Consider the following 25,829-nt stretch of genomic DNA (forward strand, 5'->3'; position numbering starts at 1 on the left):
GGGCGTGACAGCCCCAATTCCCCACGCTAGCATTCACTGGCGTGCATCTGTTTTGTGCGCGCGTAATTTCACGCGGAGCTTCCGCACCAGTTTTTGACAACCATTGGACCTGACCAACGTGAGGAGCGGCTGGATGGATCTGAGGGAATACACTCGGCAATACGCGGTTCAGGACAACAGATTGGCCGCGCTGAGCTATTTTGGAACCTTCGCGATGTATTTCACATCGCTAGCGCTGGCGATTGCCTTTGTGGATCGCTGGTATGTCATGATCCCGGCCGGGGTCGTCTTTGCCTTTTCGGCGGTGCGCCTGTACGTGCTTCAGCACGATTGCGGGCATCACTCGCTGTTTGAAACACGTCACCAAAACGAGTGGGCGGGGCACGGGCTTTCGCCGTTCACCTTTGCGCCTTTCGAGGTGATGAAACAGAATCACAACCTGCACCACGCCGGTATCGGCAATCTCGAGCACCGCGAGACGGGCGAAATCCACACAATGACCGTACGGGAATGGAACAAGGCGGATTGGAAAGGGCGCTTGTTTTACAGGCTCTACCGAAATCCCTTCATCCTGGTTCCGGCTGGGGCGCTGTTCACGTATTTCATCCGCTACCGGTGGCCCAAGAACACGGTTCGGTTTGGCGTGAAGGGCGTATTGCTACACAACTTGTCGATCATCGTATTTCTTGGCCTTCTGTATTTGATCGCCGGCACCATGGGTATTCTGGTGTGGTTGGTATTCTCTTTGTTGGGCGGGATGCTGGGTGTTTTTCTGGTCTATCTACAGCACAATTTCGAGGACACGTATTGGGATCGCCGTCCGGATCTGGACCCGCAACTGGCCGCGCTGCAGGGATCATCGGCGCTGGATTTCGGGTGGTGGTTCGACAATGCGGTTGCCTGCATCACGCTGCACGACATCCACCATTTCAATGCGCGTATTCCGTCATATCGGCTGCGTGCATGCCACTATAACCTACCGCCCGAATTCACGCCGCGCCGGATCAAATTCCCCGAGGCAGTCGCGGCTTTGAACCTGAAACTGTGGGACGAAGACGCCAAGCGGCTTGTTCCGTTTCCCGGAAAAGATCAATCCGGTAACCTTGCACACAGTAGCTGACACAAATGACCTGCAACTCTGAGCACTGGCTTGTGAGAGCGTGTTTCTGGTATACATAAGATAATGCAGGGAAAATCGGAAAGGACAAAGAATGACCGCAGTGACCGCAATAAAAGGCGTTGGAGAGGGGCTAGGAAAGTCACTTACCGCCAACGGTTTCAAAACCGCTGAAGCCGTTGCCAAGGCAACCCCCGCTGCACTGGTCAAAGTTCCTCGTATCGGCAAAGCCCGCGCAGCCGTTTTGATCGCCGCCGCGAAAGAGGCGATTGCGGCGAAACCGGCAGCCGCCAAGCCCGCCGCGGCCAAGCCTGCCGCCAAGCAACCTGCTGCTAAAAGAGGAACGCGCCGCGCACCTGCCAGAAAACCCGCAGTGCGCCGACCAGCGACCCGCAAGACCATTGCCGCCGCCGCTGCCGAGAAACGGGCGGAAGAGGCTGCGCGCAAAGCGGCTGAGGAAAAGGCCGCAGCCGAACTGGCAGAAGCCAAGGCAAAGAAGAAGGCCAAGGCCAAAGCCAAGGCTGAAAAGGCCGCTAAAAAGCTTCAGGAGATGGAAGCCGTCTTCTCGAAAGCCAAGGACAAGGTGAAGGCCAAGGCGAAGAAAGATAAAAAGAAAGACAAAAAGAAAAAGGCCGACAAGACGGACAAGAAGAAAGATAAGAAAAAAGACAAGAAGAAGGATAAGAAAAAGGCGAAGAAGTAACCCTTCTCCGACCTTAACCCTCTTGAACCGGCGCCCTGTTGGCCGCCGGTTTTTTTATGCCAGCGTGCCGTCCAGTTGCAGCGTCAGCTTGCCGCCCAGATAGGGGGCCAGAACCTTGGGCAGGGTGACGGTACCGTCTGCGTTCTGGCCGTTTTCCAGCACTGCGATCAGGCATCGGCCAACGGCAAGGCCCGATCCGTTCAGCGTGTGAACATATTCCGGTTTGCCGCCACCTTCGGGCCGGAAGCGCGCATTCATCCGACGTGCCTGAAAATCACCACAGGTCGAGACCGAGCTGATCTCACGGTACGTATCCTGACCCGGGAGCCAGGCCTCGATGTCAAAGGTTCGGCGCGCACCAAAGCCCATATCGCCTGTGCACAAGATCACTGTGCGATAGGGGATGCCCAGCTGTTCCAGAATACCCTCGGCACAGCGCAGCATGCGTTTCTGCTCATCATCTGACTTGTCAGGATGGGTGACCGAGACCATTTCGACCTTTTCGAACTGGTGCTGGCGCAACATGCCGCGCGTGTCTTTGCCGGCCGATCCGGCCTCAGACCGGAAGCACAGGGAATGCGCGGTGTAGCGGCGGGGCAGATAGCTTTCTTCGATCATCGTGTCGTTGACGATATTGGTCAGCGACACCTCGGACGTCGGGATCAGCCACCAGCCTTCACGGGTCTGATAGCTGTCTTCGCCAAACTTCGGCAATTGGCCTGTGCCCTGCATCATCTCGGACAGAACCAGAACCGGGCCGTTCACCTCGGTCAGTTCGTTTTCGTTGATGTGCGTGTCCAGCATGAACTGCGCCAGCGCACGGTGAATGCGGGCAACACCACCGGACAACAGGACAAAGCGCGAGCCGGACAGCTTTGCCGCCGTTTCAAAATCCATGCCGTTCTGAACGGCTTCGATTTCAAAGTGCTCTTTCGGTGCAAAATCCAACTCACGCGGAGTGCCCCAGCGGTTGACCTCGACATTGTCGTTCTCGTCCGCACCTTCTGGCGCGTCCTCGGCGGGCAGGTTCGGGATGCGGATCAGTTGATCAGTCAGCAGTGCGTCCAGATCCTTGGCCTCGGTCTGCATCTGGGCGATTTCGGCCTTTTTTTCCGCGACCAGCGCGCGCAGGCGTTGAAATTCAGCCTCGTCGCCGCGCCCCTTGGCGGCACCGACTTCTTTGCTGGCCTTGTTCTGTTCGGCTTGTGCCGTTTCTGCGGCCTGAATCTTGGCCCGGCGGCTTTCGTCCAACCTTAGCAAATCTGACGACACCGGCGCGTCCCCACGGCGCGCAAGTGCGGCGTCGAAGGCGGCGGGGTTTTCGCGAATGGCGCGGATGTCGTGCATGGTTCAGATCCTTAAATGCGTGAATCACTGAAACCGCTTATGCACCATCTGAAAGGCAGGGTGTAGCGCCGGTTACGACTTATCGGCATCCGCGTGTGTTTCATGCGCCAGATGGCCATCCCAATGCTCGGTCGGGATCTTGGGATCAGGTGGATCAGCCATGTAAGAGGGCGTCATGATCTGCACACCGTTTTCATTGAACACGGCTACGATATTGCGATGCAGGTCTGACCGGATTTTCGGAATGATGCTGCCACGGGTCGTATAGCCGTTGATCTGATAGTTGATCGCGTAATCCGCCAATGCGGTCCACAAAACAAAGGGTTCAGGCTTGGCCTTGATGCCTTTGGTTCGGTTGGCGGCCTCAATCAGCATCGCCTCGACCTTCTCGGGCGGCTCTTCATAGCCGATGCCAACCGTGGTGTGCAGCAGCAGACCGCTGCCGTCCGTTTTCTTCGAGAAGTTCACCACATCCGAATTCATCAGTTGCGCGTTTGGGATCGAGATCAGTTCGTTCTTGATAGATTTCAGATGCGTCTCCATCAGTTTGATCTGAACCACATCGCCGATGTGGTCGCCGATCTGAATCCGGTCCCCGATCGAGGTCGAGCGACGATAGATCACGAACAGGCCGGCTAGCATGTTTGAGACGACAGAGTTTGCACCCAGCGACAGCATGGCGCCCACCAGGATCGTCAATCCCTGGAACGCCGCCGAGTCGGACCCGGGGATGTAGGGAACGGCAAAGACCAGGGCGATCATGATCACCACAACACGGGCAATGTTGAAGGTTGGGCTGACCCAGTGCTTTTCGAAATCGCCCATGTCGAAGGAACCCGCTTCGACCGCGTCGAAGAACACCCGCATCCCCTTAATGATGTACAGCGCCACCCAAGAAATCAGGCCCAACATGATTAAATTGGGGATGTAACTGATAATGCCTTTGAAGATCAGCAGTACCGGCTCGGTCAGATAGGTCAGCAATAGCTGCGCAAAATAGCGGGTTTCGGCGAAAGCCAGCAGAACAAACGAGAGGTAGTAATAAAAGCCGAGAAAGAAGATGATAAGCAGAACGAAGTTCAGCCCATATCGTACCAGCGCAGCGATCGCTTCGGCCTGAACGCTTTTGGCTGTGGCAGTTTCCACGTCCTTGAGGTGAAGTGAGACAAACTTTAATGTCTTCCGTCGAATCCGACGGTGCACCCACAGGATTGCCACCACAAACGCCACAAAACCAATGGTCCATGCCACTGCCTCAATTGCACCGGACACGCGCGCCCGATCGGTGCGGTTGGCGCGGTAGTCTTCGATGGATTGTTTGATCGCGTTCCCGTGCAAAACGCTTAGAACGCTAAGCTCCATCTGATCCAACTCGGCATCGGCTTCGGTGACGATCGAAACTCTCTCGCCATCGGCCAGAGTCCAAATGCCGAACTCGGTCTCTTCGTATGTCACCTCAACCGTCAGTGAATCCGAGGCTTCGGCGATTTCGATGATCTTGTCCTGAACGTCTTCCGCCCGCTCTGGCGCGGGCAGGGCACTGGATCCCCGGACCTGGAACAATACGTCCCCGTCCACGATGACCGGCGCCACGAAACTGTCCGAGTCCGCCCCGTCAGAAGCAAGGGGCTCCGTCGGTGTTTCCTGTGCCAGTACGACGTCTGAAAACCAAAGGCTGGACGCCAGGGCCGTCAGAAAATAAACCAGCAAAAGGAAGGGCTTGAATTGCCTTGCCATATGTCCCCCTTAACCCGAACTATACCCAGTTTCAGCGAGGTGCCTAGGACATATCTGCAACGCCTGGCTTGTTCTTTGTGCACTGTGGCCGGGTCAGGGCGGTGTACAGCGTTGCCTTCGCTTGCAAAGGCGCAATTCAGAGCATAGGTTCCCGCCAAATTTGCGGAGCATTTCCGCAGCACCAAAACAAAGGAATATCCCATGGAAGGTGGCGCAATCGCCCAGTTTCTCCCGCTGATCCTGATCTTCGCGATCATGTATTTTCTGCTGATCCGTCCGCAGCAAAAAAAGATGAAGCAACATCAGGCCATGGTCGAAGCCGTGCGTCGCGGCGATCAGGTTGTCACCCAGGGTGGAATGATCGGCAAGGTGTCCAAGGTCAAGGAAGGCGACAACGAGATCGAAGTTGAAATCGCCGAGGGTGTGAAGGTTCGTGTGGTCAAGTCGACCATTGCGCAGGTTCTGAACAAGACTGAGCCCGCGAAGTAACTTCGCGCCACAATTCCTTGAAAAGGCAGGGTAATGCTGCAAATTGATACCTGGAAGCGGGTTCTGATCTGGCTGGTCTGCGTGATCGGTCTGATCCTTGCCCTGCCGAATGCGTTTTATACGCGCGTCGAGCAATCCAACGATGCCAAGGCCGCAATTGAGCTTGGTATCGACACTCCCGAAATGCAGGCCGAGGCGGCGCAATGGCCGAACTGGCTGCCGTCGTCGCTGGTCAATCTGGGCCTCGATCTGCGCGGTGGTGCGCATCTGTTGGCCGAAGTTCAGGTCGGCGATGTGTACGAATCCCGGATGGAGGCCATGTGGCCCGAAATTCGCGATGCACTGCGGGATGAGCGCGCCACGGTTGGCACCATCCGCAAACAAGAGTCGGCCCCGGACGAGATTCGGGTGCGCATCAGCCAGCCCGAGGGCATGTCCCGCGCGCTTGAAGTTGTGCGCGGCCTGGCCCGTCAGGTGCAAACCCTGACCGGTGTAGGTGCAACCGATATCGAGGCACGGGCTGAGGGCGACACAATCGTCGTTCAACTGTCAGAGGCGGAAAAACTTGCCACAGACGACCGCACTGTGCGCCAGTCGCTTGAGATTGTGCGCCGCCGTATTGACGAGGTTGGAACGCGTGAACCCACGATCCAACGTCAGGGTGCGGATCGTATCCTTATTCAGGTGCCGGGTATCGGCAGTGCTGGTGAACTGAAAGAGATCATCGGCACCACCGCTCAGCTGACATTCAATCCCGTAGTGGGGCGGGGTACCAACCCGGACGCAGTGCCGGGGATTGGCGAACAGGTCCTCCCCTCCATCGACGAAACCGGTTTGTTTTACACAGTCGAGGCGGCCCCAGTCGTCACCGGCGAAGAGCTGGTGGACGCGCAGCCAGCCTTCGACCAGAACGGTCGCCCAGCGGTCAGCTTCCGGTTCAACACATCTGGGGCGCGCAAGTTCGGCGACTATACGCTGGAAAATATCGGCCAGCCGTTCGCAATCATTCTTGATGATGAGGTCATCTCGGCCCCTGTTATTCAAAGCCACATTCCCGGCGGTTCGGGCATCATCACCGGCAACTTCACCGTTGAAGAAAGCACCAATCTGGCTGTTCTGTTGCGCGCAGGTGCTTTGCCAGCGGGGCTGGAGTTCCTCGAGGAACGGACCATTGGTCCGGAATTGGGTCAGGACAGCATTGATGCCGGTAAGGTCGCGACGATCGTAGCCTTTGCCGCAGTGCTGGTTTTCATGGCGCTCAGCTACGGCCTGTTTGGTATCTTTGCCAACATCGCTCTGATCATCAACGTGGGCCTGCTGTTTGGCCTGCTGTCCTTGATCGGAGCGACCCTGACACTGCCTGGTATCGCTGGTATCGTACTGACGGTTGGTATGGCGGTGGATGCCAACGTGCTGATCTTTGAACGTATCCGCGAAGAACTGAAATCCGCCAGAGGCCCGGCGCGCGCGATCGAACTGGGTTATGAAAAGGCGTTGTCGGCCATTCTGGACGCAAACGTGACCACTTTCATCACCGCTGTAATCCTGTTTGCCATGGGCAGCGGTCCGGTGCGCGGTTTTGCCATCACGTTGGGTCTGGGCATTCTGACCTCGGTCTTCACCGCGATCTTCGTGACGCGTCTGATGATCGTCATCTGGTTTGAACGCCGCCGCCCGAAAATGATCGAGGTTTGACATGAGACTGAAACTCGTACCCCAGAATACCTCGTTCGATTTCTTCAGCCGCTGGAAAATCTGGCTGGGTATCTCGGCCTTGATGATGATCGTGGCGTTCACGTCCTTCATGCTTCAGGGGCTGAACTTCGGCATCGACTTCCGCGGTGGCACGACGATCCGGACGCAAAGCACCCAAGAGATTGATGTTGGAGTTTATCGTGACGCCCTTGCCCCGTTGGAATTGGGGGATGTGACAATCACAGAGATCTTCGATCCAAACTTTGGACCGGATGAGAATGTCGCGATGATCCGTATCCAAGCGCAAGAAGACGCCGAGGCAGTTACATCGGACGTGATCACTCAGGTCGGCGAGGTGCTTGCCGCTGCTGATCCAGGCCTCAAATTACCATTTGAAAGCGTTGAATCCGTCGGCCCCAAAGTCTCCGGTGAGCTGATCCAAACTGCGGTTATCGCGGTGGTGTTGGCGATCGGGGCGGTGCTGGTATATATCTGGCTGCGTTTCGAATGGCAGTTCGCCTTGGGCGCGGTGGCCGCATTGGTTCACGACGTAATCCTCACCATCGGCATCTTCTCGGAACTGCAAATCCGGTTCGATCTGGCCATCATCGCGGCATTGCTGACCATCGTGGGGTATTCGCTGAACGACACCGTGGTCGTCTTTGACCGTGTTCGCGAGAACCTGCGGAAATACAAGAAAAAGGACCTGAAAGAGGTTCTGAACATCTCGATCAACGAAACGCTCAGCCGGACGGTGATGACCTCGGTTACCACCCTGTTAGCGCTGATCTCGCTTTATGTGCTGGGCGGGGACGTGATCCGCGGCTTTGTTTTCGCGATGATCTGGGGCGTGATCGTAGGGACGTATTCCTCGGTCTTTGTGGCCTCGACCATCCTGCTGTGGCTGGGCGTCAAGCGCGACTGGTCGAAGCCGTCCAACAACGCGGGCAACCAGTTCGCAAATGTGGATGCCTGATCTTCTCGGCCAGTCCCCCACGGGGCTGGCCGTTATACTTTTTGCAGCGACACTGGGTGGCATCGTTCGCGGGTTTTCCGGCTTTGGCACCGCGCTGATTTTTTTACCTCTGGCCACACCGTTCCTCGGCCCGTTTGGGGCGCTGATCGGACTGACGATCATGGATATCTTCGGGCCACTCCCCAACCTGCGACGGACGTGGCGCGTCGTGGACCGCGGCGACCTGGCACGGTTACTGCTGGGCTGCGCCCTGGTCCTGCCCGTTGGCCTGTGGGTCCTTACGCAGGTCGAACCTGAGGTTTTTCGATACGCGGTCAGCTTTCTGGCCTTATTCATGCTTGCAATCCTGATCCTCGGATTACGCTATCAAGGCCGCGTGCGGCGCGCGATGGTGACCGCAATCGGTGGCGCTGCGGGCTTTCTCGGTGGCGTCGCTGGGTTGCCTGGACCGGTGGTGATCTTGTTCTACATGTCTCGCCCACTTCCTGTAGAGGTTATCCGGGCCACAATCCTGCTGTTCCTTTTTGGATTCGATTTTCTCATCTTTGGCTTCCTGTCCGGCATGGGGCGTGTGACCCTCGACAGTGTCGTTTTGGGTTTGGCTCTGTCCGCCCCGAACCTTCTGGGCAATTGGCTGGGCGGATGGCTATTCAATCCGGAAAGGGCAAAGCTCTACCGTGCCGCGGCTTATGTGGTCATCGCCCTTGCTGCCTTGTCGGGCCTGCCGCTTTGGGGCATAGAAGATATCCATGCGGTTGAATGAGATCACATATAACAACGCAACACCGGTTGATGGCTACGGGCCCGGCTTTTTCCGTATTGGTGGCCAGGTTCACCAAGGGGCGGTTCTAACCGGTCCATCGGGCACCACTGGTTGGGGCGGATACGACGATCAATCCTCTTTGCTTGCATTGGCTGGGCATGTGGATGTCCTGTTGATCGGAACGGGCGCTGATCTGGCCCACATCCCCTCTGACCTTCGAGCGGCGCTCGAGCAGGCCGGCATGGGCGTTGAGATCATGAACTCACCTGCAGCCTGCCGGACTTATAATGTACTGCTCTCCGAAGGCCGTCGCATCGCGCTGGCTTTGCTTCCCACCTGACGGGATCCGTTTCATCTGGCCAAAAATATCCCAGGAGCGCGAAGGGCTGCCCCCTCATTTTCATGCTTATCCGACAGCGGCTCGGGCATTGCCCTGCGGCAAATCCCGCCTTTTGCCCCTATGCGCAATAAGATAAGCGGGAACGTATGACACTGACCGTAACCGATCTTGCCATCACCCGCGGGGGTATCCCCGTGCTCGAGGGGCTCAACTTCTCGCTTCAATCCGGGCAAGCACTGATCCTGCGTGGGCCAAACGGGATCGGCAAAACAACTTTGTTGCGTACACTTGCGGGGTTGCAGCCGGCGTTGAGCGGAACCATTGTCGGGGCCGAGGATCAAATTGCCTACGCCTCGCATTCCGACGGGTTGAAGCCAACGTTGACGGTTGTGGAAAACCTGACCTTCTGGGCCTCGGTCTTTGGGACAGATGACATCCAACCGGCATTGGATGCCTTTGCTTTGAACGAGCTGTCGGACCGCCATGCGGGAAACCTGTCCGCCGGGCAGAAACGTCGCCTTGGACTGGCCCGGATGCTGGTCACCGGGCGGCCGATCTGGATGCTGGACGAACCGACGGTGTCACTGGACAAAAGCGCCGTCCAGATGTTCGCCGATACCGTTCGTGCCCATCTGGGGCAGGGCGGTTCCGCCCTGATCGCCACCCATATCGACCTTGGTCTGGACGGTGCGGTTCTGGATGTGGGTCCCAACAAAGCCAAACCAAAACCCATCGACGACTTTGACGGAGGCTTCCTGTGATCGCCCTGCTGCTGCGCGACCTGAAACTGGCGTTCCGCGCGGGCGGGGGTTTTGGCCTTGGCCTTGCATTCTTTCTGATTGTGACCGTTCTGGTGCCGTTCTCAGTCGGCCCGCAATCTTCGCTGCTGTCGACCATTGCCCCGGGTGTGCTTTGGCTGGGCGCGCTGTTGGCTTGCCTGTTGTCGCTTGATCGTCTGCTTGCGCTGGATTGGGAAGACGGATCGCTTGACCTCCTAGCAACGGCGCCCTTGCCGCTTGAGGCGGTTGTGACGATCAAGGCGCTGGCCCACTGGTTAACGACGGGTTTGCCCCTGGTTCTGGCCGCGCCGTTTCTGGGTGTGCTGTTGAACCTGCCGGTGCCGGGATTTTTCTGGTTGGTGATCTCACTTTTGGTCGGCACCCCGGCCATGAGTGTAATCGGGACCTTTGGCGCAGCTCTGACAGTCGGCCTAAAGCGTGGTGGTCTATTGTTGTCATTGCTTGTTCTGCCGCTTTATGTTCCCACACTGATCTTCGGGGCCGAGGTCGCGCGCCGTGGTGCCACGGGGATGGAAACTCAGACGCCGCTTTTGATGCTGGCGGGGATCACCGCCGCCACGATTGCGCTGTTGCCTTTTGCCAGCGCAGCAGTATTGCGGATCAACCTTCGGTGACGCTGTCGCAGTTTGACTGATGTCAATTGAGAACAAACACGAGTCGGACTAAATAGAGCCCATGTCTATCGCAGCCAAAGCCAATACCCTCTGGGAATACGCCAACCCGCGCAAATTCCTCGCGACCAGCGAGCGGATCCTGCCGTTCTTCTGGATGACTTCTTTTGTGTGTCTGTTCGTTGGGCTGGTTTGGGGTTTTTTCTTCACACCGGATGACTACAAACAGGGCTCGACGGTCAAGATCATCTATCTGCATGTGCCTGCGGCGCTGATGGCGATTAATTGTTGGCTGATGATGCTGGCGACCTCGCTGATCTGGCTTGTACGGCGTCACCATGTCAGCGCGCTGGCAGCCCGGGCGGCTGCGCCGGTCGGTATCGTGATGACAATGGTCGCCTTGGCAACCGGCGCGATCTGGGGGCAACCGATGTGGGGCACGTGGTGGGCCTGGGATCCTCGCCTGACCGCGTTCCTGATCCTGTTCCTGTTCTATTTGGGCTACGTTGCGCTATGGGAAGCGATCGAAGATGCCGACACAGCCGCCGATCTGACCTCGGTCCTGTGTCTGGTGGGGTCGGTTTTTGCCTTGCTCAGCCGCTATGCGGTGAACTTCTGGAACCAAGGCCTGCACCAAGGAGCCTCTGTGATGCGCGCTGCAGCCGTCACGGGCTCGGATACCGAGGAAAAGGTCAGCAACATCTATTTCTACCCGCTGCTGCTGTGCATCATCGGATTTGTGCTGCTGTTCATCGCGTTGGTTCTGTATCGCACAGGAACAGAAATCCGGGCGCGGCGGATCAAGGCTCTGCTGGCGCGAGAAAGGCTAAACGGATGATCCCTGATCTTGGAAAATATGCCGACGCGGTCCTGTGGTCCTATGCTGCCTCGCTGGGGTTGCTGATTGCACTGGTCGTTCTCAGCGTAATGCGCGGGCGCAAAGTCCGGGCGGAAATGGAAAAGGTCGAACACAGGATGTCGCGCAATGGCTAAAATCTCACCCCTGATGATTGCGCCGCCGTTGATCTTCGGCGCTTTTGCCGTTCTGGCAGGCATTGGAATGTTCCGCGACGACCCTGATGCTTTGCCATCTGCACGCGAAGGGCAGCCCGCGCCACCTGTCGTTCTGACAGAGTTTCCGGGCAAAACGTTGTTCGACGATGACACCCTGCGTGATGGTGAGGTCAAGCTGGTCAACTATTGGGCCAGCTGGTGTGCGCCCTGCCGGGCTGAGCACCCCAACCTTGAGGCGCTGTCCGAAGAGGGCATCCCGGTCTATGGCGTCAACTACAAGGATCAGTTGGCCAATGCCGAAGGTTTTCTGACCGAACTGGGCGACCCTTACGAAGCCATCGGACGGGATGAGCAAGGACGCATGGCGCTGGACTGGGGTCTCTACGGTGTTCCGGAAACTTATGTAATCGACGGAGAGGGCACGATCATTCTGCGCTTTGCCGGTCCGATCACGCAGCGCGTCATCGAAAGCAGGATCCGCCCGGCATTGGAAAAAGCCAGCCAGTGATCTGATCCGTTGCCATCCGGAGCGTGCCTGCGGCACGCGCTCTATTTCTTATTGGTGCTGGTGGCGCTGGCACTCAAGAAAAAGCCCCGGCGCATTGGCCGGGGCTTTGTTGCTTTAAGCTTCCTTGGCAAGGTTCCGCAGCACATATTGCAGCACGCCGCCGTTTTCGATGTATTCGATCTCGGGCGCGGTATCGATCCGGCATTTCAGCGTGATTGTTTTCTCGGTTCCGTCGCCGAAAATGATGGTGCAGGGCACCTCTTGCAGCGGCTCGACCGAATCCAAGCCGTGGATTGATACGGTTTCATCGCCTGTCAGGCCCAATGTCTTGCGGGTGTCGCCGCCGGTGAACTCGAACGGGATTACGCCCATACCAACCAGGTTGGACCGGTGGATACGCTCAAAGCTTTCGGCGATCACGGCTTTGACGCCCAGCAGGGCCGTGCCTTTGGCAGCCCAGTCCCGGGATGAACCGGCGCCGTATTGCTCGCCACCAAAGACGACCAGCGGAAGGCCTAGTTCCTGGTAGGCCATCGAAGCGTCGTAGATCGAAGCCTGCTCGCCGTCAGGACCTTTGGTATAGCCACCTTCGACGCCGTCCAGCATTTCATTCTTAATGCGGATGTTGGCGAAGGTACCACGCATCATGACCTCATGGTTGCCGCGGCGGGAACCGTAGGAGTTGAACTCACGCGGTTGGACCTGACGTTCGATCAGGTACTGACCGGCAGGCGAGGTGCTTGCAAAAGACCCTGCGGGTGAGATGTGGTCGGTCGTGACCATGTCCCCAAGAACCGCCAATACCTTGGCCCCTTCGATATTTGTGATCGTGCCCGGCTCGGCACCCATCCCCTGAAAATAGGGAGGGTTCTGGATATAGGTCGAAGTCGGCGGCCAGTCATAGGTTTCCTGTTGCGGAACCTCGACGCTCTGCCATTTCTCATCGCCTTTGAAGACGTCCGCATATTTCGACTGGAACGCTTCGCGGGTGACAGTTTCTTGCACCAGCTCGGCAATTTCGCTTTGGGTTGGCCAGATGTCCTTCATGAAGACGTCATTGCCGTCCTTGTCCTGGCCGATCGGCTCGGATGTCAGGTCGATATCCATGGTGCCAGCCAGTGCGTAGACCACGACCAGTGGCGGCGAGGCCAGATAGTTGGCCCTCACGTCCGGCGAAATCCGGCCTTCAAAGTTGCGGTTGCCAGACAGAACGGATGTGGCGACCAAATCGCCCTCGGCAATTGCTTCACTGATTTCCCGCTGGATCGGGCCAGAGTTGCCGATGCAGGTGGTGCAGCCATAACCAACCAGGTTGAACCCGATGGCATCCAGATGCTGCTGCAGGCCTGCTGCCTCAAGGTATTCAGACACAACCTGCGAACCGGGGGCCAGCGATGTTTTGACCCACGGTTGACGGTTCAAGCCCAGTTCATGTGCCTTTTTTGCGACCAGACCGGCACCGATCATCACATAAGGGTTCGAAGTGTTGGTACAGGAGGTGATCGAGGCGATCACAACCTTGCCCGATTCCATGCCGTAGTTTTCGCCCTTGACCACGACCTGCTTGCCCATCGGGCGCTTGAAGGTTTCGGCCATTTCCTTGGTAAAGGCAGCTTTGGCGTCGGTCAGCGCAACATAGTCCTGTGGACGTTTTGGCCCCGAGATTGCGGGAACGATCGTGCCCATGTCCAGCGTCAGAGTGTCGGTGTAGATGGGCGCGTAGTTCTCATCACGCCAAAGGCCGTTTTCCTTGGCATAAGCTTCGACAAGTGCCAGACGATTCTCATCCCGGCCGGTGTTACGCATATAGCGCAGGGTCTCGCCGTCAATTGGGAAGAAACCGCAGGTCGCGCCATACTCGGGGGCCATGTTGGCAATCGTTGCGCGGTCAGCCAGCGGCAGACGATCCAGACCGCTCCCGTAGAACTCGACGAATTTGCCCACCACGCCCTTCGCGCGCAGCATCTCGACGACTTTCAGAACAAGGTCAGTGCCAGTGGTGCCTTCGAGCATCGCGCCGGTCAGCTCAAAACCTACAACCTCAGGGATCAGCATCGAGATCGGCTGGCCCAGCATCGCGGCCTCGGCCTCAATCCCGCCGACACCCCAGCCCAGAACGGCCATGCCGTTGACCATCGTGGTGTGGCTGTCGGTACCAACTAGCGTGTCGGGGTAGGCGACTTCGTCGCCGTTCTGGTCGGTGTCGGTCCAGACGGTCTGGGCCAGATATTCAAGGTTCACCTGATGGCAGATACCGGTTCCGGGGGGAACAACGCGGAAGTTGTTAAATGCCGATTGCCCCCATTTAAGGAACTGGTAACGCTCCATGTTGCGCTCATATTCACGGTCCACATTCATCTGGAACGCGCGCGGGTTGCCGAATTCATCAATCATGACCGAGTGGTCGATGACCAGATCAACAGGGTTCAGTGGATTGATCTTCTGCGCATCGCCGCCCAGCCCTTTGATGCCATCGCGCATCGCGGCCAGATCAACAACAGCCGGAACGCCGGTAAAGTCCTGCATCAACACGCGGGCAGGGCGATACGCAATCTCGCGCGGGTTCTTGCCGCCATTACGTGCCCATTCGCCAAAGGCTTTGATATCGTCGACCGCGACGGAAAAGCCATCGTCCTCGAACCGCAGCATGTTTTCCAGAACCACTTTCAGCGCGGCGGGAAGCTTGGAAAAATCACCCAGACCAGCCTCTTGCGCGGCAGGGATCGAGTAATATGAAATGGATTTGCCATTCACGCTAAGGTTGCGGCGTGTTTTGGCGGTATCTTGTCCGACTTTGATGGGCATCTGTGGCCTCCCTCTGAAATGACTTAGATCCCGGGATTCGCTAATAGTTATCTGCATCACCAAAGCCTTTGGTTCAAGGACCAAGGTGATGAGCTTGTTGAGTTATGTATACCATTGCACACAAAATTTAAGGGTAACGATGGTCGCATGTCTCAAGAAACGTTGATTGGAGGTTGAACGGGCTTGCGTTTAAACCGGTCGGTACATCCAGCCAAAGGCCCGAGACCCGTAATGTTCAGATCCATCCGCGCAACAGCGCTAGTTTCCTTGTTTCTCTCCACAGCAGCCCTGGCCGAGGGCGACCCGGTTGTGGTTGAGTTGTTCACATCTCAGGGCTGTTCGTCCTGTCCGCCTGCCGACCGGATCATGCATGATTTGGCCAAACGCGACGATGTGATCGGCCTGGCACTACATGTGGATTACTGGGACTACATCGGCTGGAAGGATGAATATGCAGACCCGGATCACACTCTGCGCCAGCGCACTTATGCGCGAGAAGGTGGGCGGTCGATGATCTATACGCCTCAGATGGTGGTGAATGGCCAGCAGGATGTGGTCGGGGTGCAATCCCGGGAACTGGATCGCCTGATCAATGCGCATCTCAAGGCCGCCCCGCAAGCATCCGTGACGGCCGTGCGCTCGGGCGAAGACGTATCGGTGGATGTGACGCCGGTCGAACTGCCGGCCGGAGAAACCTATGACATCCGGGTCATTCAGTATTCACCTATGCGCCATGCCTCGATCCGACGCGGAGAGCTGGCTGGCCACGATCTGGACTATGCCAATGTTGTCGAGGCCTGGCATATGGCAGGTCAATGGGACGGTGTCGCGCCTCAGGCGTTTTCGGTAACCGTCGACACAGATTTTCCGGCAGTTGTGCTGGTGCAAAGGGCAGGGCACGGCCCGATTGTGGCAGCAGCGCGGGTCAAGTAATCAGGGCATATCCTCGGGCTGAACGCCCAAACCGTTCCAGGCTTTCCAGCGCCGGTGGATCCAGAACCACTGACCCATATGCTGTCTTACCATAGCCTCAAGATCGTCATTGGTGAACTGGGTCATGGTTCTGGGGTCTGTGTGCGGCACCGGTTCGTGCAGCACGATTTCGAAATCCACGCCGTTTGGTTGCCGCACCGCGTAACACGGGATCAGGACGGCGTTGTATTTCATTGCCAGTTCTGCATTCAGGACTGAGGTCACGGCGGGCTTACCAAAGAATGTCAACTCTTCACCGCCATGTGCGTGCAGATCGGATACGATCGCGATGATCTCATTTTTCTTGAGCGAACGCACCATCTCGACCATTCCGCGGCGGCCCTGTTCGAACATCGGCGAGCCGGTCTTATGGAACGCCTCGACATACATGTCGTTGAAATAAGGGTTCGCCATGCGGCGATAGAGGCACCCAATCGGTTGACCGCTGCGTTCCTGCAGGGCGATGCGTGCTGCAAGATAGTGACCAAAATGCGCGGTGATCATCATGATCGGTCGCCCTTCGGCGACGGCAGTGTCAAATGCGGCAACACCCGAACCGCTTACCTTTGCCGTGCGCTGGCGTTCGGTGAACCCTTCGGGCGAAAAATGCTCCATAATCGCGCGACCGGCATTGTCCGGAACGGCACTGCAAATTCTGTTGACCTCGGCCTCTGACAGGTCAGGGCGGGTCAATTTCAAGTTGCTGCGCACGCGTTTGGTAAAGCCGATCAACGGTGAAAGTCCACGTGCGATTACGCCCATGGTGGCCAGGCGAGCTTCATAGGGCAGCAACCGCAAGGTCCCGATGACGCCCTTCATGAACAATCCAGTGATGTAGTATTTTCTAAGCTCTGTGCGGCTTAGTTCCGACTTTTCGACGGGCATGAATAGGTCTCACCGGCTGTTGCGATTTGCCGGGCAAGACATACAAGGCGGAAACCGCAACCACAAGCGTTGCAAACCAAAGCCATGCTTTGACTTGCCGGATCGGACTTGCCGGTCACTCTTCGCTATCCTCTTCGATCAACGCTAGTGCGCCTTCATCCACCAGTGTTCGAATTGCAACAACGACTAGGGTCATCGCGTCTTCGGCTTCGGACAGTTTCACCTTGCCGCGTTCGGTGATTTCTTCGCGCAGGTTATCCGCCATACGCGTGGACATGTTGGACAGCAGAAACTCGACCGCTGATTTGTCATCTTCGCCCTGGGCTCCGGCCAGGGCGGTAACAAGGTCTGCCTGTTCCACGCCACGCAGAATCGCAGGCACGTCCCGGGGCAGGATGCGGGCCGGGATATGGGCGAAGGTGAATATCGATTGGCGCACCAAAGCTGCAAAGTCGGTGTCTTCCTCGTCCAGGGCCGTCAAAAGCCCGTCGCGCGTCGCTGCGGCTGATTGGTTCAGAATCGCACCGACCCGCGCTCCGGGGCCATCCGAAAAGGCCGTGGGCGGGCGTCGATCAAGTTGCGCCGCCAGCGACCAGCCAATCCGTTCAACCGCCTCGGGTGTGATGTTGGCCGTTTTGGACACGGCATAGGTGATGCGCCGCGCGACCGGGCCGGGCAGGTGACCCAGAAGTTGCGCGGCATTCGCAGTTTCCAGCTTGGACAACATGACCGCTGCAATTTCAGTGCTTTCGGCCAGAGCGATGGTGGCCAAATCCACTGTCGGGATTTCGCGCAGCCGTTGCCACGGATCGCCGATCTGGCGCACCCCGGCTTCCTTCCGCAACCTGGCCGCTGTTGCCGGCGTAATCTTGTCGCTGACCGCATCCAGAGCACCGGCCAGCCCATGCGGAAAGGACAGGCCGACACTGTCCAGAGCTTCGGCAAACTCTTGTGCGACGGATGCCAGCGTGATGCGATCCACAAGGCCCATCTGACCCAGCTGGTGCGTCAGCTTTTCCTGCAAATCGTCGGGAAGCTCTTCCAGGGGGATATCTGCGCCCTCATTCAACAAAAGACGCACCACGACGGCGGCTTTTTGTCGGTTGCTCAACGCCTTGGGGACGACGCGGGGCGCGTCGTTCTGGGCGTCGGCTGCGGGTGTTGATGTTCCCGGTGCCAGTTGAACCAAAGAGTTTGTGTCCTGCATCTGCCTGTGGTGCCAAGTTTCTGTTCCACAGGCAGATTACGGAGAGTCGGGTAAAGAAAGGCTGAAGTTTAGTAGTTGTAAGTCAGCCCGGTGCGGATCGCCTCGCGCAAGGATGCCTCGGCCCAGGTGCCTTCACCGCCGCGCGCCTTGATCTCGCGCCACTGTGCGATGGCAAGATCGGTTTTGCCTTCGGTGACAAAGCCCTGACCCATATAGCTGCGCGCCAGTATGTTGTCGGGATTCGCCTCAATGGCGTTCGAATAGAAGGCATTCGCCAGATCAAGCTCACCCATTTTGCGGTAGGTGAAACCCCAGTAGGTCAACACGCGATCATCATCCTGATCCATGATGCGCAGGATGTCTTGTGCATTTTCGAACTGTCCGTCATAGGCCAGTTCGCGCACGGCGTCATACAGCTCTTCTTCGGTAAAGTTGGTCTTGTCCGGCTTCACGCACCGTCCGGCGTCTTTGTCATAGACGCGACCGAAGAAACACTTCTTGGTCGTGTTGGTCGGTTTTGGCGGGCTGCTGTCACCGCCAGCGGCAAGCGCGACCGGCGCGAATGCAAAGGCCTGAAGGGCGATGGCTGAAGCGAGTACTAGGCGCATATTCCTACTCCGTTGTCTGGGCTACTTACAGAAAGCATAGTGCGTTCTTCTCAAAAGCTAACAACCGAAGGCTCGCGTTTATTCACAAATGGGAAAAAATTTTCTCAGCTGTTCGTAATTTTGGCGCAGGTTTGAGTTTCAGCATCCCAAACCGAACCTGGTGCGCAGGACTGGGTTTGCTTGGAATGGCCACTACAAGCCAAGGCAACGGAGGCTGAACAACTAAGGGCCACAGCGCAAATCAAAGTGCGGATCATCGTGTTTCTCCTGTCCGGATTTACACCCACATCATAGCTTGTTTTGACCCGTCTGGCAAAACACCAAGGCCCGGAACGCGTCCTGCGATCCGGGCCCTGCGAACCAACTGATCAGATTGGGTTATTCGCCGAACACGCGGGCGAAGATCGTATCAACGTGTTTGGTATGATAGCCGAGATCGAATTTCTCTTCGATTTCTTCCGGACTCAGCGCGGCGGTGACGTCCGCGTCTGCCAGCAGTTCTTCTTTGAAATCGGTGCGGTGTTCCCAGACTTTCAGCGCGTTGCGCTGAACCATGGCATAGGCATCTTCGCGGCTGACACCTGCTTGTGTCAGCGCCAGCAGAACCCTCTGGCTCATCACAAGACCGGGGAACTTGTTCATGTTTTCGATCATGTTCTCGGGGAAGATCAACATCTTGTCGATCACGCCTGTCAGTCGCGCCAGTGCAAAATCCAGCGTGATTGTGGCATCCGGGCCGATCATGCGTTCGACCGAGGAATGCGAGATGTCACGTTCATGCCAGAGCGCCACGTTTTCCATCGCAGGGATCACTGCCGCGCGCACCATGCGCGCCAGACCAGTCAGGTTTTCGGTCAGCACCGGGTTTTTCTTGTGTGGCATAGCTGAGGAGCCTTTCTGACCCATCGAGAAGAACTCGGCCCCCTCCAGCACCTCGGTGCGCTGCATGTGGCGGATTTCGATGGCGACGTTCTCGATGCTGCTGGCAATAACCCCCAGCGTCGCAAAGAACGCAGCATGACGGTCGCGCGGGATGACCTGAGTGCTAATCGGCTCGGGCACCAGACCCAGCTGGTCGCAGACATGCTCTTCCACACGCGGGTCAACATTGGCGAAGGTGCCAACCGCGCCGCTGATCGCGCCAGTGGCGATTTCAGCGCGGGCGTCGCGCATGCGGGACAGGTTGCGGTCCATCTCGGCGTAAAAACGCGCGAAAGTCAGGCCCATGGTGGTTGGCTCTGCGTGGATACCGTGGCTGCGGCCGATGCGGACCGTGTCTTTGTGTTCGATTGCGCGGCGTTTCATTGCAGCCAGTAGACCTTCGAGATCTGCGATCAGCAGGTCGGCGGCGCGCGTCAGTTGCACGTTGAAACAAGTGTCCAAAACGTCAGAGCTGGTCATGCCCTGATGGACAAAACGCGCCTCTTCACTGCCGACATGTTCGGACAAATGGGTCAGGAAGGCGATGACGTCGTGCTTGGTAACCGCTTCGATTTCGTCGATGCGTGCCACGTCGAATTCCACGTCTTTGGCTTTCCAGACGGCCTCAGCATTTTCGCGCGGGATCACGCCCAGATCAGCCATGGCGTCGCAGGCATGTGCCTCGATCTCGTACCAGATGCGGAACTTGGATTCGGGCGACCAGATGGCGACCATATCGGGGCGGGAATAGCGTGGAATCATTGGCAGCGGCACCTTATTGTGATTTGGCAGGAGGCGTTGCGGCGGGGTTTAAACCCGCGCAGACAAAGGAACAAGGCGCGAGTGCGAATATGAGACGGTTTGCCCTGATTTTGGCCCTTTGGCCCGGTTTTCTGGCGGCTGAGGAGTTCAGAACGCTGACGGGGGATGAAATTCTGTCGGTATTGACCGGACAGAAGCTCGATTACGGGGAAGGTATCTGGCAGACCTTCGATGACACGATGCTGACGCAGTATTTCTCGGGCGGGCCCAGCGCAGGGCGGTGGGCAGTGCGCGAGGATCGTTATTGCTCGATCTGGCCGCCTTCGGATTTTTGGGCCTGCTATGATGTCGAGCAAAGTGGCAATGTGATCCGGTTCGTGGATGATAACGGTGCCACGACCGACGGGACAATTGCCGAATGAGCCTGCCGCGCAGACTGTCGGATTTCGAAGGCCATTGGAGCCTGACCCGGACCATTCTGGATACGCAGGCGGGGCAGGTGGTGCAGGCCGATGGTCACACGGTCCTGAGCCCGACCGAGGACGGCTTGACATACGACGAAGAGGTCACGCTGCGTGTGCCGGGGCAAGCCGAGATGAAAGGCACGCGCAGGTACCTGTGGCAAGCAGCGGGTGCGACGATTGCCATACATTTTGACGACGGCCGCTATTTTCACCGGCTGGCCTTGGGGCAGGCACATGCGTCTGACCACCACGATTGCCCGCCCGACAGCTACGATGCTGTCTACGATTTTTCGGCCTGGCCGGTCTGGTCAGTGCGCTGGATCGTCTCGGGACCTAGAAAATCTTATGAAATGAGCACCGAATATCGGTTAAGATAGCGTAATCATGTTGCAGTCAAAGCTCTGAGCGGGCATTTCTGCAGTTGAAAATAGGTGGAGACATAAGAATGAATGCGAATGTACTGGCCAATGCGATTGGCCCGCGCGAAGGCACCGCGCTGCGCGTCAAACAGGTTGTGCTGGTCGCTCTGGGTATTCTGGCGCTTGCAATTGCCGCAAAGATCAAGGTCCCGATGTGGCCCGTCCCGATCACGATGGGCACCTTTGCCGTGCTGACCATTGGCACCGCATATGGCACGCGTCTGGGTCTGGCCACCATGCTGGGCTACCTGCTGATCGGCGCGCTGGGCTTTGATGTGTTCGCAGGTTCCTCGGCTGAGAAATTCGGTCTGACTTACATGATGGGCGGTACCGGCGGTTATCTGGTCGGTTACCTTCTGGCAACCGTTCTGCTGGGCGCACTGGCCGCGCGAGGCTGGGACCGTTCGTTCGGCAAGATGGCGTTGGCTCTGGTTCTGGCAAATGTCGCGATCTACGTGCCCGGTCTGTTGTGGCTGGGTCAGCTGTACGGATGGGACCAGCCGATCCTGCAGTGGGGTCTGACACCCTTCTTGGTGGGCGACGCGATCAAGCTGGTGCTGGCTGCACTGCTGATCCCTGGCCTGTGGAAACTGGTGGGCGACGCTCGTTCGTAATTTCCAACCAATCCAAATCTGACGAAGCCGCGCCCGGAGATATCCCGGCGCGGTTTTTTGTGCCCGCACATTGGAATGCTGGACAAAAGGGGCCACTGCAGGTCAATCTGCATTCAATGAAATCATTAGGTTATTGAGATATGCGTATTCAATTAGCTTCGGCACTCGCGGTTTGTGCTTCGCTTATGCTGAGCGGCGGGACGGCATCCGCCGACACTCCGGTTACCTATACGGACAATGGACGCGCGCTATTCGGCTTTTCCGTGCCCGACTTCTGGGCGCTGCGCACCGGTGGCCCGCGCGAAATTGAAGATACCGAGCTGGGCGATGCACGTGCCGTGGCTCGGGTCATGGGGATGCGGCCAGTCACGGACGATAATGTCTGGATGGGCTTTGTGTCGCCTGCCGGCGTGGCCTCGATCGAGGGCGGTCTGCGGTATCTTGAAGACATAGACAGGTTTCTGGTCAAGGATCCGACCGTATCCGAAACCACCACGACGCGTATCGGCGGATTGCCCGCACGGGTTATTCGCGGGACCGGCAATCGCGAAGGACGTGGTGTTAACTTTACGGTTTCAGTGATCGACTTGCCGAGGGGGCGCGTAGCCATTGCCGTGGCGATCCTGCGCGACGGCGCCGATCCAGCTTATGTGAACGACCTGAACGCCGTGTTCGCGTCGTTCCGGTCCCTTCAGTGAGGAGGCGCACATGACACGCAAATTGATCAAACGTGCAACCCTTGCCCTTGGATTGGGTGCTGCCACACTGACGCTTTCGGCCTGTGATGGCGTCACCGTTGGCGTGGGATACGGGTATGACCCCTTCTACGACTCGATGTTGTGGAACGACTACTATCACGACGTGGATGTAGATATAGACATCGACCGACCGGATCGACCCAGACCGCCGGATGGACGTCCACCTGCGCGTCCTGTTCCGCCAATCGCCAAGCCACCGAACAGACCGCCGGTGTCCCGACCACCGAACCGTCCAAGACCACCAGTCGCACGGCCTCCGGCGGCTCGGCCACCCATTCACCGCCCCGCAGGGCGGCGCTGAGCTAGCGGGTCAGTCCAGTAATTCCGTCGTGATCTGGGCTGACCCTTCCAAGGTTCTGTGGACCGGGCATTTGTCCGCGATTTCCAGCAGTCGCGCGCGTTGCTCGGCCGTCAGCGGACCTTCAAGGCGGATCTTGCGGCGGAACTGATCGACTTTTCCTTCGTTGGCCAGCCCGGCATCTTGTGCGTGGACCTTGTTGTGGCACACATCGACTAAAACGGTTTTCAGCGGCCACCGCTTGCGCCGCGCATACATGCGGATGGTCATCGATGTGCAAGCCCCAAGACCAGACGACACGAATCCATAGGGAGACATGCCTCGGTCGGTGCCGCCGTATGAGGCGGGCTCGTCCGCGACGGCGTGGTGGCGTGGGCCGGACTGAATGTCCTGCAGGAACCCTTCCGGATCAGCTTCGGTCACTCGAACGACACCTTCGGGCGCCCCCGGTGGCGGGGCAGGCGGGCAGAGCTTGACGTATCGCGTCACCCACGCGGTGATCACGTCCGCCGCGTATTCTGCATCGGATGCGCGGGTAATCAGGTGATCGGCATCGTCGAGGGTCACAAAGCTCTTGGGGTGTTTGGCGGCCAGAAAGATTGTGCTGGCATTGTCGATGCTTACGGTCTCGTCCCGAGGGGCGTGCAAGATCAGCAAAGCGGCCTTCAGATCTGCGATAGCGGGCATCAGGGCTGCTTCGGAAATATCATCCACAAAAGCTTTGCCAATGCGGAAGGGACGCCCGCCCAACATCACGTCCGCCGATCCAGCCTGCTTGATCTCCGGCAGCGCATCTTCGAAGTGATGCGCTACATGGCCCGGATCTGCGGGTGCACCCAAAGTGACCACGGCCTTGACGCTGGGAATTCCGGCGCGGGCGCGCAACACAGCCGCACCACCCAGCGAATGGCCGATGAGCAATGCCGGAGCCATGTTGCGGCCCGCCAGATAATGTGAGGCGGCGATCAGGTCTTCGACATTGGAGGTAAAGGTTGTGTTGGCAAATTCCCCACCGGAATGACCCAGCCCGGTGAAATCAAATCGCAGCACGGCGATGCCCATTGCCGCCAGTCGGGCCGCGATCCTGCGCGCGGCAGGGATGTCTTTGGAACAGGTGAAACAATGCGCAAATAGCGCCGTGGCCAGAACCGGTCCGTCCGGCAAATCCAGGCGCGCGGCCAATTGGTTGCCGTCGTGACCGGCAAAGGTAATGCGTTCGGTGGGCATGGCAGTTCCTTGTTCGTCGGGATGACTAATAGTGTGTGCTTCCGTCTGGCCGCTCAACCCCATTGTAAGAAGCGTCACGGGAAGGTGAGTGAAGCGAACGGATTGCGCGCATTCCTTTGTCTTTGCTGTGAACCTAAAGCATCAAGTTTCGTGAAGTATAATGCAAAAAGTATTTGTTTTACTAATTCATATCACACCCCCATCTTACGACCATCGCACACGTGCAGCCCAGGAGGTTCAAATGGCACATACTGCAATGGATCAAAGGGGCGTGGTTCTACGCCCGGATATACTGGCCGTGATTGCCCTGACCGGCGTGATCGGATTTGCGCTTGGTCAAACTCTGCCGCCGGTGACATCCACTGAGGCCCAGGTTTTTGATCCCGTGTCCGAAGACTGGCACGGAAATGTCAGACGGTCACATTGGTCGAACTGAAACGTCAGCTCAGCCCCATGAGCTGCGGATCAAAGGGATAAGTGGTCAGGTTCTCATACCCGTCCTCGGTGATTAGAACCTGATCCTCCAGCTTGATAGAGAAATCTCCGCCAACCTCTCCAACGGCAGCCTCAACACACAGGACCATGCCGGGTTCGAGCGCGTAGTCGTAAGAGCCCGCCACTGCCTTGTCCGGATAAGCAACCAGAGGCCACTCATCGCACAAGCCGACGCCGTGCATCAGGCAGCCGTATTTCTGCGCCTGGAACTTGTCGTCCAGCTTATGCGCATTGGCCGTCAGTTCGGGGATCATCACGCCGGGCTTCAGCATCTCCATATTGGTCATGATATGCTCATGCGCGTGCTGCATGGCATAGACCATGTCGGGCCGGGGTTTTTCGTCGCCGATCCACCATGTGCGCGAGATATCAATACAGATGCCATATGAACCGATGAGGTCGGTGTCAAAAGCGATGATCTCGTTCTGTTGCGTGATCCGGGGGCCGCATTCCTGAAACCACGGGTTTGTTCGCTGGCCCGAGGCCAGCAGGCGGGTTTCGATCCATTCGCCGCCGCGCCGGATGTTTTCGCCGTGCAGAACTGCCCAAATGTCGTCTTCCGAGGTTTTGCCGTCTCCCACATTGGCGCGCGCGAATTTCTCCATTTCCGCCACAGCGGTTTCGCAGGCGTGATTGGCACAGCGCATGGCAAGGATTTCGTCCGGGCCTTTGATGGCGCGGGTCTTTTCCGTCGCCTCTTCGCCTTCCATGATTTCGAAGCCTTGCGCCTCAAGCGCACGCAAGCCGTGCAGCATGATCTTGTCCACGCCGAGGCGTTTGTTGCCGCCACCATGTTCGTCGATCAGAACGCGCACCTCGTTTGAGAACACGTCCGCGGCCACGTCGACCTTGTCACCGCGGTCAAAGTAGAACAGATCAGCTCCGGATCGTTGCTCGCGCACCAGTGGATTGAACGTGGAAAGAAACGGAGAGTTCTTATAGTCCCAAATCACCATGTAGCCGTCGGCGCACAACAAGACGGCGCGGAATGGGTTATGCGTGTTCCACAACTGCATGTTGGTGCTGTCGGTGGCATAACGGATGTTCAGCGGGTCGAACATCAACAGCCCGCCATAGCCGCGATCGACAATGGCCTGCGTCAACCGTTTCCACCGGTGTTCGCGCATCCGGGCCAGATCAGGCAGGGCAAGGCCAGCCTTTTCCCATTCTGAAAACGCAAGCTGCGTCGGGCCGATCTCGATCCGGTCGTTTTCATTCGGGGTGCCATCACCAAGGGTCGCACCTTTGGTCGGGTCGATCTTGCGAGTGTCGCGGTAGTGTCGGTTCATGGTGG

28 protein-coding genes are annotated in these 25,829 nt (G+C 57.8%); 19 read left to right on the forward strand and 9 right to left on the reverse strand.

Annotated features, from left to right (window positions below):
• Positions 1–133: 133 nt before the first annotated feature.
• Positions 134–1,120 carry a fatty acid desaturase gene (locus AC2FFP_RS09600; RefSeq protein WP_496766942.1) on the forward strand — a complete coding sequence of 329 codons (987 nt, stop codon included), beginning with the start codon at positions 134–136 and terminating at the stop codon, positions 1,118–1,120.
• Positions 1,121–1,211: 91 nt separating this feature from the next.
• The gene (locus tag AC2FFP_RS09605; protein ID WP_496766943.1) at positions 1,212–1,820 is read left to right on the forward strand and encodes a helix-hairpin-helix domain-containing protein; all 609 of its coding nucleotides are present in this window, start codon (positions 1,212–1,214) and stop codon (positions 1,818–1,820) included.
• A gap of 54 nt (positions 1,821–1,874) precedes the next feature.
• Here AC2FFP_RS09605 and serS read toward each other — a convergent pair whose 3' ends face one another.
• Positions 1,875–3,167 (reverse strand): serine--tRNA ligase, encoded by a 1,293-nt coding sequence (gene serS, locus AC2FFP_RS09610; protein WP_496766944.1) that lies wholly within the window; start codon positions 3,165–3,167, stop codon positions 1,875–1,877.
• A 72-nt stretch (positions 3,168–3,239) separates the two neighbouring features.
• Positions 3,240–4,904: a mechanosensitive ion channel family protein gene (locus AC2FFP_RS09615; protein ID WP_496880978.1), complete on the reverse strand. Its 1,665-nt coding sequence runs from the start codon at positions 4,902–4,904 to the stop codon at positions 3,240–3,242.
• A 201-nt stretch (positions 4,905–5,105) separates the two neighbouring features.
• On the opposite strand from AC2FFP_RS09615, the gene yajC reads away from it, so the two are divergent.
• The 10 genes from yajC to AC2FFP_RS09665 all read left to right on the forward strand — a co-directional run bounded on the left by yajC (position 5,106) and on the right by AC2FFP_RS09665 (position 12,100).
• The gene (yajC, locus tag AC2FFP_RS09620) at positions 5,106–5,393 is read left to right on the forward strand and encodes a preprotein translocase subunit YajC (protein WP_058274044.1); all 288 of its coding nucleotides are present in this window, start codon (positions 5,106–5,108) and stop codon (positions 5,391–5,393) included.
• A gap of 33 nt (positions 5,394–5,426) precedes the next feature.
• Complete coding sequence (gene secD, locus AC2FFP_RS09625) at positions 5,427–7,088, forward strand: protein translocase subunit SecD (RefSeq protein WP_496766946.1); 1,662 nt, start codon at positions 5,427–5,429, stop codon at positions 7,086–7,088.
• A 1-nt stretch (position 7,089) separates the two neighbouring features.
• Positions 7,090–8,064 (forward strand): protein translocase subunit SecF, encoded by a 975-nt coding sequence (gene secF / locus AC2FFP_RS09630; RefSeq protein ID WP_058277475.1) that lies wholly within the window; start codon positions 7,090–7,092, stop codon positions 8,062–8,064.
• Positions 8,057–8,827: a sulfite exporter TauE/SafE family protein gene (locus AC2FFP_RS09635; RefSeq protein ID WP_496880979.1), complete on the forward strand. Its 771-nt coding sequence runs from the start codon at positions 8,057–8,059 to the stop codon at positions 8,825–8,827. Before secF ends, AC2FFP_RS09635 begins: the two co-directional genes overlap by 8 nt.
• Positions 8,814–9,167: an Mth938-like domain-containing protein gene (locus AC2FFP_RS09640; protein WP_496723503.1), complete on the forward strand. Its 354-nt coding sequence runs from the start codon at positions 8,814–8,816 to the stop codon at positions 9,165–9,167. Before AC2FFP_RS09635 ends, AC2FFP_RS09640 begins: the two co-directional genes overlap by 14 nt.
• 146 nt (positions 9,168–9,313) lie before the next feature.
• Entirely contained in the window at positions 9,314–9,928 is a 615-nt protein-coding gene (gene ccmA / locus AC2FFP_RS09645) for a heme ABC exporter ATP-binding protein CcmA (protein ID WP_282169318.1), read from the forward strand.
• The gene (gene ccmB / locus AC2FFP_RS09650; RefSeq protein WP_496723499.1) at positions 9,925–10,581 is read left to right on the forward strand and encodes a heme exporter protein CcmB; all 657 of its coding nucleotides are present in this window, start codon (positions 9,925–9,927) and stop codon (positions 10,579–10,581) included. Before ccmA ends, ccmB begins: the two co-directional genes overlap by 4 nt.
• Positions 10,582–10,642: 61 nt before the next feature.
• Positions 10,643–11,416, forward strand: coding sequence for a heme ABC transporter permease (locus tag AC2FFP_RS09655; protein WP_496766948.1), 774 nt, complete (start codon positions 10,643–10,645; stop codon positions 11,414–11,416).
• Positions 11,413–11,571, forward strand: coding sequence for a heme exporter protein CcmD (gene ccmD / locus AC2FFP_RS09660; protein ID WP_496723495.1), 159 nt, complete (start codon positions 11,413–11,415; stop codon positions 11,569–11,571). The genes AC2FFP_RS09655 and ccmD overlap by 4 nt, the downstream gene beginning before the upstream one ends.
• On the forward strand, positions 11,564–12,100 hold the full coding sequence (locus AC2FFP_RS09665; RefSeq protein WP_496723493.1) for a DsbE family thiol:disulfide interchange protein: 537 nt from the start codon (positions 11,564–11,566) through the stop codon (positions 12,098–12,100). Before ccmD ends, AC2FFP_RS09665 begins: the two co-directional genes overlap by 8 nt.
• 114 nt (positions 12,101–12,214) lie before the next feature.
• On the opposite strand, the gene acnA is transcribed toward AC2FFP_RS09665, so the two are convergent.
• Positions 12,215–14,905, reverse strand: a complete 2,691-nt coding sequence (acnA, locus tag AC2FFP_RS09670; protein WP_496777699.1) for an aconitate hydratase AcnA — start codon at positions 14,903–14,905, stop codon at positions 12,215–12,217.
• A 231-nt stretch (positions 14,906–15,136) separates the two neighbouring features.
• On the opposite strand from acnA, the gene AC2FFP_RS09675 reads away from it, so the two are divergent.
• Positions 15,137–15,838 carry a DUF1223 domain-containing protein gene (locus AC2FFP_RS09675; RefSeq protein WP_496766950.1) on the forward strand — a complete coding sequence of 234 codons (702 nt, stop codon included), beginning with the start codon at positions 15,137–15,139 and terminating at the stop codon, positions 15,836–15,838.
• Here the strand turns inward: AC2FFP_RS09675 and AC2FFP_RS09680 are convergent, their stop codons facing one another.
• The 4 genes from AC2FFP_RS09680 to purB all read right to left on the reverse strand — a co-directional run bounded on the left by AC2FFP_RS09680 (position 15,839) and on the right by purB (position 20,260).
• Positions 15,839–16,762, reverse strand: coding sequence for a lysophospholipid acyltransferase family protein (locus AC2FFP_RS09680; RefSeq protein WP_496766951.1), 924 nt, complete (start codon positions 16,760–16,762; stop codon positions 15,839–15,841).
• Between the two features lie 115 nt (positions 16,763–16,877).
• On the reverse strand, positions 16,878–17,969 hold the full coding sequence (locus AC2FFP_RS09685; RefSeq protein ID WP_496880980.1) for a flagellar motor switch protein FliG: 1,092 nt from the start codon (positions 17,967–17,969) through the stop codon (positions 16,878–16,880).
• A gap of 68 nt (positions 17,970–18,037) precedes the next feature.
• Complete coding sequence (locus AC2FFP_RS09690; protein WP_108860321.1) at positions 18,038–18,577, reverse strand: tetratricopeptide repeat protein; 540 nt, start codon at positions 18,575–18,577, stop codon at positions 18,038–18,040.
• A 378-nt stretch (positions 18,578–18,955) separates the two neighbouring features.
• The gene (gene purB / locus AC2FFP_RS09695; RefSeq protein ID WP_496766953.1) at positions 18,956–20,260 is read right to left on the reverse strand and encodes an adenylosuccinate lyase; all 1,305 of its coding nucleotides are present in this window, start codon (positions 20,258–20,260) and stop codon (positions 18,956–18,958) included.
• 89 nt (positions 20,261–20,349) lie between these two features.
• Here purB and AC2FFP_RS09700 point away from each other — a divergent pair, with 89 nt between their 5' ends.
• The 5 genes from AC2FFP_RS09700 (at position 20,350) to AC2FFP_RS09720 (ending at position 22,816) form a co-directional block, all read left to right on the forward strand.
• Positions 20,350–20,682 (forward strand): hypothetical protein, encoded by a 333-nt coding sequence (locus tag AC2FFP_RS09700; RefSeq protein ID WP_496766954.1) that lies wholly within the window; start codon positions 20,350–20,352, stop codon positions 20,680–20,682.
• Positions 20,679–21,101, forward strand: a complete 423-nt coding sequence (locus AC2FFP_RS09705) for a DUF6314 family protein (RefSeq protein ID WP_496723478.1) — start codon at positions 20,679–20,681, stop codon at positions 21,099–21,101. Before AC2FFP_RS09700 ends, AC2FFP_RS09705 begins: the two co-directional genes overlap by 4 nt.
• 68 nt (positions 21,102–21,169) lie before the next feature.
• Complete coding sequence (locus AC2FFP_RS09710) at positions 21,170–21,757, forward strand: biotin transporter BioY (RefSeq protein ID WP_496723476.1); 588 nt, start codon at positions 21,170–21,172, stop codon at positions 21,755–21,757.
• 140 nt (positions 21,758–21,897) lie between these two features.
• The gene (locus AC2FFP_RS09715; protein WP_496723474.1) at positions 21,898–22,455 is read left to right on the forward strand and encodes a hypothetical protein; all 558 of its coding nucleotides are present in this window, start codon (positions 21,898–21,900) and stop codon (positions 22,453–22,455) included.
• A 10-nt stretch (positions 22,456–22,465) separates the two neighbouring features.
• Positions 22,466–22,816, forward strand: a complete 351-nt coding sequence (locus tag AC2FFP_RS09720) for a hypothetical protein (protein ID WP_082649311.1) — start codon at positions 22,466–22,468, stop codon at positions 22,814–22,816.
• A 9-nt stretch (positions 22,817–22,825) separates the two neighbouring features.
• Here the strand turns inward: AC2FFP_RS09720 and AC2FFP_RS09725 are convergent, their stop codons facing one another.
• A complete protein-coding gene (locus tag AC2FFP_RS09725) occupies positions 22,826–24,040 on the reverse strand; it encodes a bifunctional alpha/beta hydrolase/OsmC family protein (protein WP_496766957.1) in 1,215 nt (404 codons plus the stop codon).
• A 241-nt stretch (positions 24,041–24,281) separates the two neighbouring features.
• Between AC2FFP_RS09725 and AC2FFP_RS09730 the strand changes: the two genes are divergently transcribed.
• Positions 24,282–24,476 (forward strand): hypothetical protein, encoded by a 195-nt coding sequence (locus AC2FFP_RS09730; protein ID WP_496723470.1) that lies wholly within the window; start codon positions 24,282–24,284, stop codon positions 24,474–24,476.
• Positions 24,477–24,480: 4 nt separating this feature from the next.
• Here AC2FFP_RS09730 and dddP read toward each other — a convergent pair whose 3' ends face one another.
• Positions 24,481–25,824 carry a dimethylsulfonioproprionate lyase DddP gene (gene dddP, locus AC2FFP_RS09735; protein WP_496844158.1) on the reverse strand — a complete coding sequence of 448 codons (1,344 nt, stop codon included), beginning with the start codon at positions 25,822–25,824 and terminating at the stop codon, positions 24,481–24,483.
• Positions 25,825–25,829: the final 5 nt, after the last annotated feature.

The organism is Ruegeria sp. YTSC004, assembly GCF_059609805.1.

Bases quoted from the DNA above. Each gene is read 5' to 3' on its own strand.
- AC2FFP_RS09685 (WP_496880980.1), bottom strand. From the start codon at position 17,969: ATGCAGGACACAAACTCTTTGGTTCAACTGGCACCGGGAACATCAACA.
- AC2FFP_RS09705 (WP_496723478.1), top strand. From the start codon at position 20,679: ATGAGCCTGCCGCGCAGACTGTCGGATTTCGAAGGCCATTGGAGCCTG.
- dddP (WP_496844158.1), bottom strand. From the start codon at position 25,824: ATGAACCGACACTACCGCGACACTCGCAAGATCGACCCGACCAAAGGT.
- AC2FFP_RS09665 (WP_496723493.1), top strand. From the start codon at position 11,564: ATGGCTAAAATCTCACCCCTGATGATTGCGCCGCCGTTGATCTTCGGC.
- ccmD (WP_496723495.1), top strand. From the start codon at position 11,413: ATGATCCCTGATCTTGGAAAATATGCCGACGCGGTCCTGTGGTCCTAT.
- AC2FFP_RS09730 (WP_496723470.1), top strand. From the start codon at position 24,282: ATGGCACATACTGCAATGGATCAAAGGGGCGTGGTTCTACGCCCGGAT.
- AC2FFP_RS09640 (WP_496723503.1), top strand. From the start codon at position 8,814: ATGCGGTTGAATGAGATCACATATAACAACGCAACACCGGTTGATGGC.
- AC2FFP_RS09605 (WP_496766943.1), top strand. From the start codon at position 1,212: ATGACCGCAGTGACCGCAATAAAAGGCGTTGGAGAGGGGCTAGGAAAG.
- AC2FFP_RS09720 (WP_082649311.1), top strand. From the start codon at position 22,466: ATGACACGCAAATTGATCAAACGTGCAACCCTTGCCCTTGGATTGGGT.
- AC2FFP_RS09715 (WP_496723474.1), top strand. From the start codon at position 21,898: ATGCGTATTCAATTAGCTTCGGCACTCGCGGTTTGTGCTTCGCTTATG.
- serS (WP_496766944.1), bottom strand. From the start codon at position 3,167: ATGCACGACATCCGCGCCATTCGCGAAAACCCCGCCGCCTTCGACGCC.
- AC2FFP_RS09615 (WP_496880978.1), bottom strand. From the start codon at position 4,904: ATGGCAAGGCAATTCAAGCCCTTCCTTTTGCTGGTTTATTTTCTGACG.
- secD (WP_496766946.1), top strand. From the start codon at position 5,427: ATGCTGCAAATTGATACCTGGAAGCGGGTTCTGATCTGGCTGGTCTGC.
- AC2FFP_RS09700 (WP_496766954.1), top strand. From the start codon at position 20,350: ATGAGACGGTTTGCCCTGATTTTGGCCCTTTGGCCCGGTTTTCTGGCG.
- purB (WP_496766953.1), bottom strand. From the start codon at position 20,260: ATGATTCCACGCTATTCCCGCCCCGATATGGTCGCCATCTGGTCGCCC.
- AC2FFP_RS09635 (WP_496880979.1), top strand. From the start codon at position 8,057: ATGCCTGATCTTCTCGGCCAGTCCCCCACGGGGCTGGCCGTTATACTT.
- AC2FFP_RS09675 (WP_496766950.1), top strand. From the start codon at position 15,137: ATGTTCAGATCCATCCGCGCAACAGCGCTAGTTTCCTTGTTTCTCTCC.
- AC2FFP_RS09600 (WP_496766942.1), top strand. From the start codon at position 134: ATGGATCTGAGGGAATACACTCGGCAATACGCGGTTCAGGACAACAGA.
- AC2FFP_RS09655 (WP_496766948.1), top strand. From the start codon at position 10,643: ATGTCTATCGCAGCCAAAGCCAATACCCTCTGGGAATACGCCAACCCG.
- secF (WP_058277475.1), top strand. From the start codon at position 7,090: ATGAGACTGAAACTCGTACCCCAGAATACCTCGTTCGATTTCTTCAGC.
- ccmA (WP_282169318.1), top strand. From the start codon at position 9,314: ATGACACTGACCGTAACCGATCTTGCCATCACCCGCGGGGGTATCCCC.
- AC2FFP_RS09710 (WP_496723476.1), top strand. From the start codon at position 21,170: ATGAATGCGAATGTACTGGCCAATGCGATTGGCCCGCGCGAAGGCACC.
- acnA (WP_496777699.1), bottom strand. From the start codon at position 14,905: ATGCCCATCAAAGTCGGACAAGATACCGCCAAAACACGCCGCAACCTT.
- AC2FFP_RS09690 (WP_108860321.1), bottom strand. From the start codon at position 18,577: ATGCGCCTAGTACTCGCTTCAGCCATCGCCCTTCAGGCCTTTGCATTC.
- AC2FFP_RS09680 (WP_496766951.1), bottom strand. From the start codon at position 16,762: ATGCCCGTCGAAAAGTCGGAACTAAGCCGCACAGAGCTTAGAAAATAC.
- AC2FFP_RS09725 (WP_496766957.1), bottom strand. From the start codon at position 24,040: ATGCCCACCGAACGCATTACCTTTGCCGGTCACGACGGCAACCAATTG.
- yajC (WP_058274044.1), top strand. From the start codon at position 5,106: ATGGAAGGTGGCGCAATCGCCCAGTTTCTCCCGCTGATCCTGATCTTC.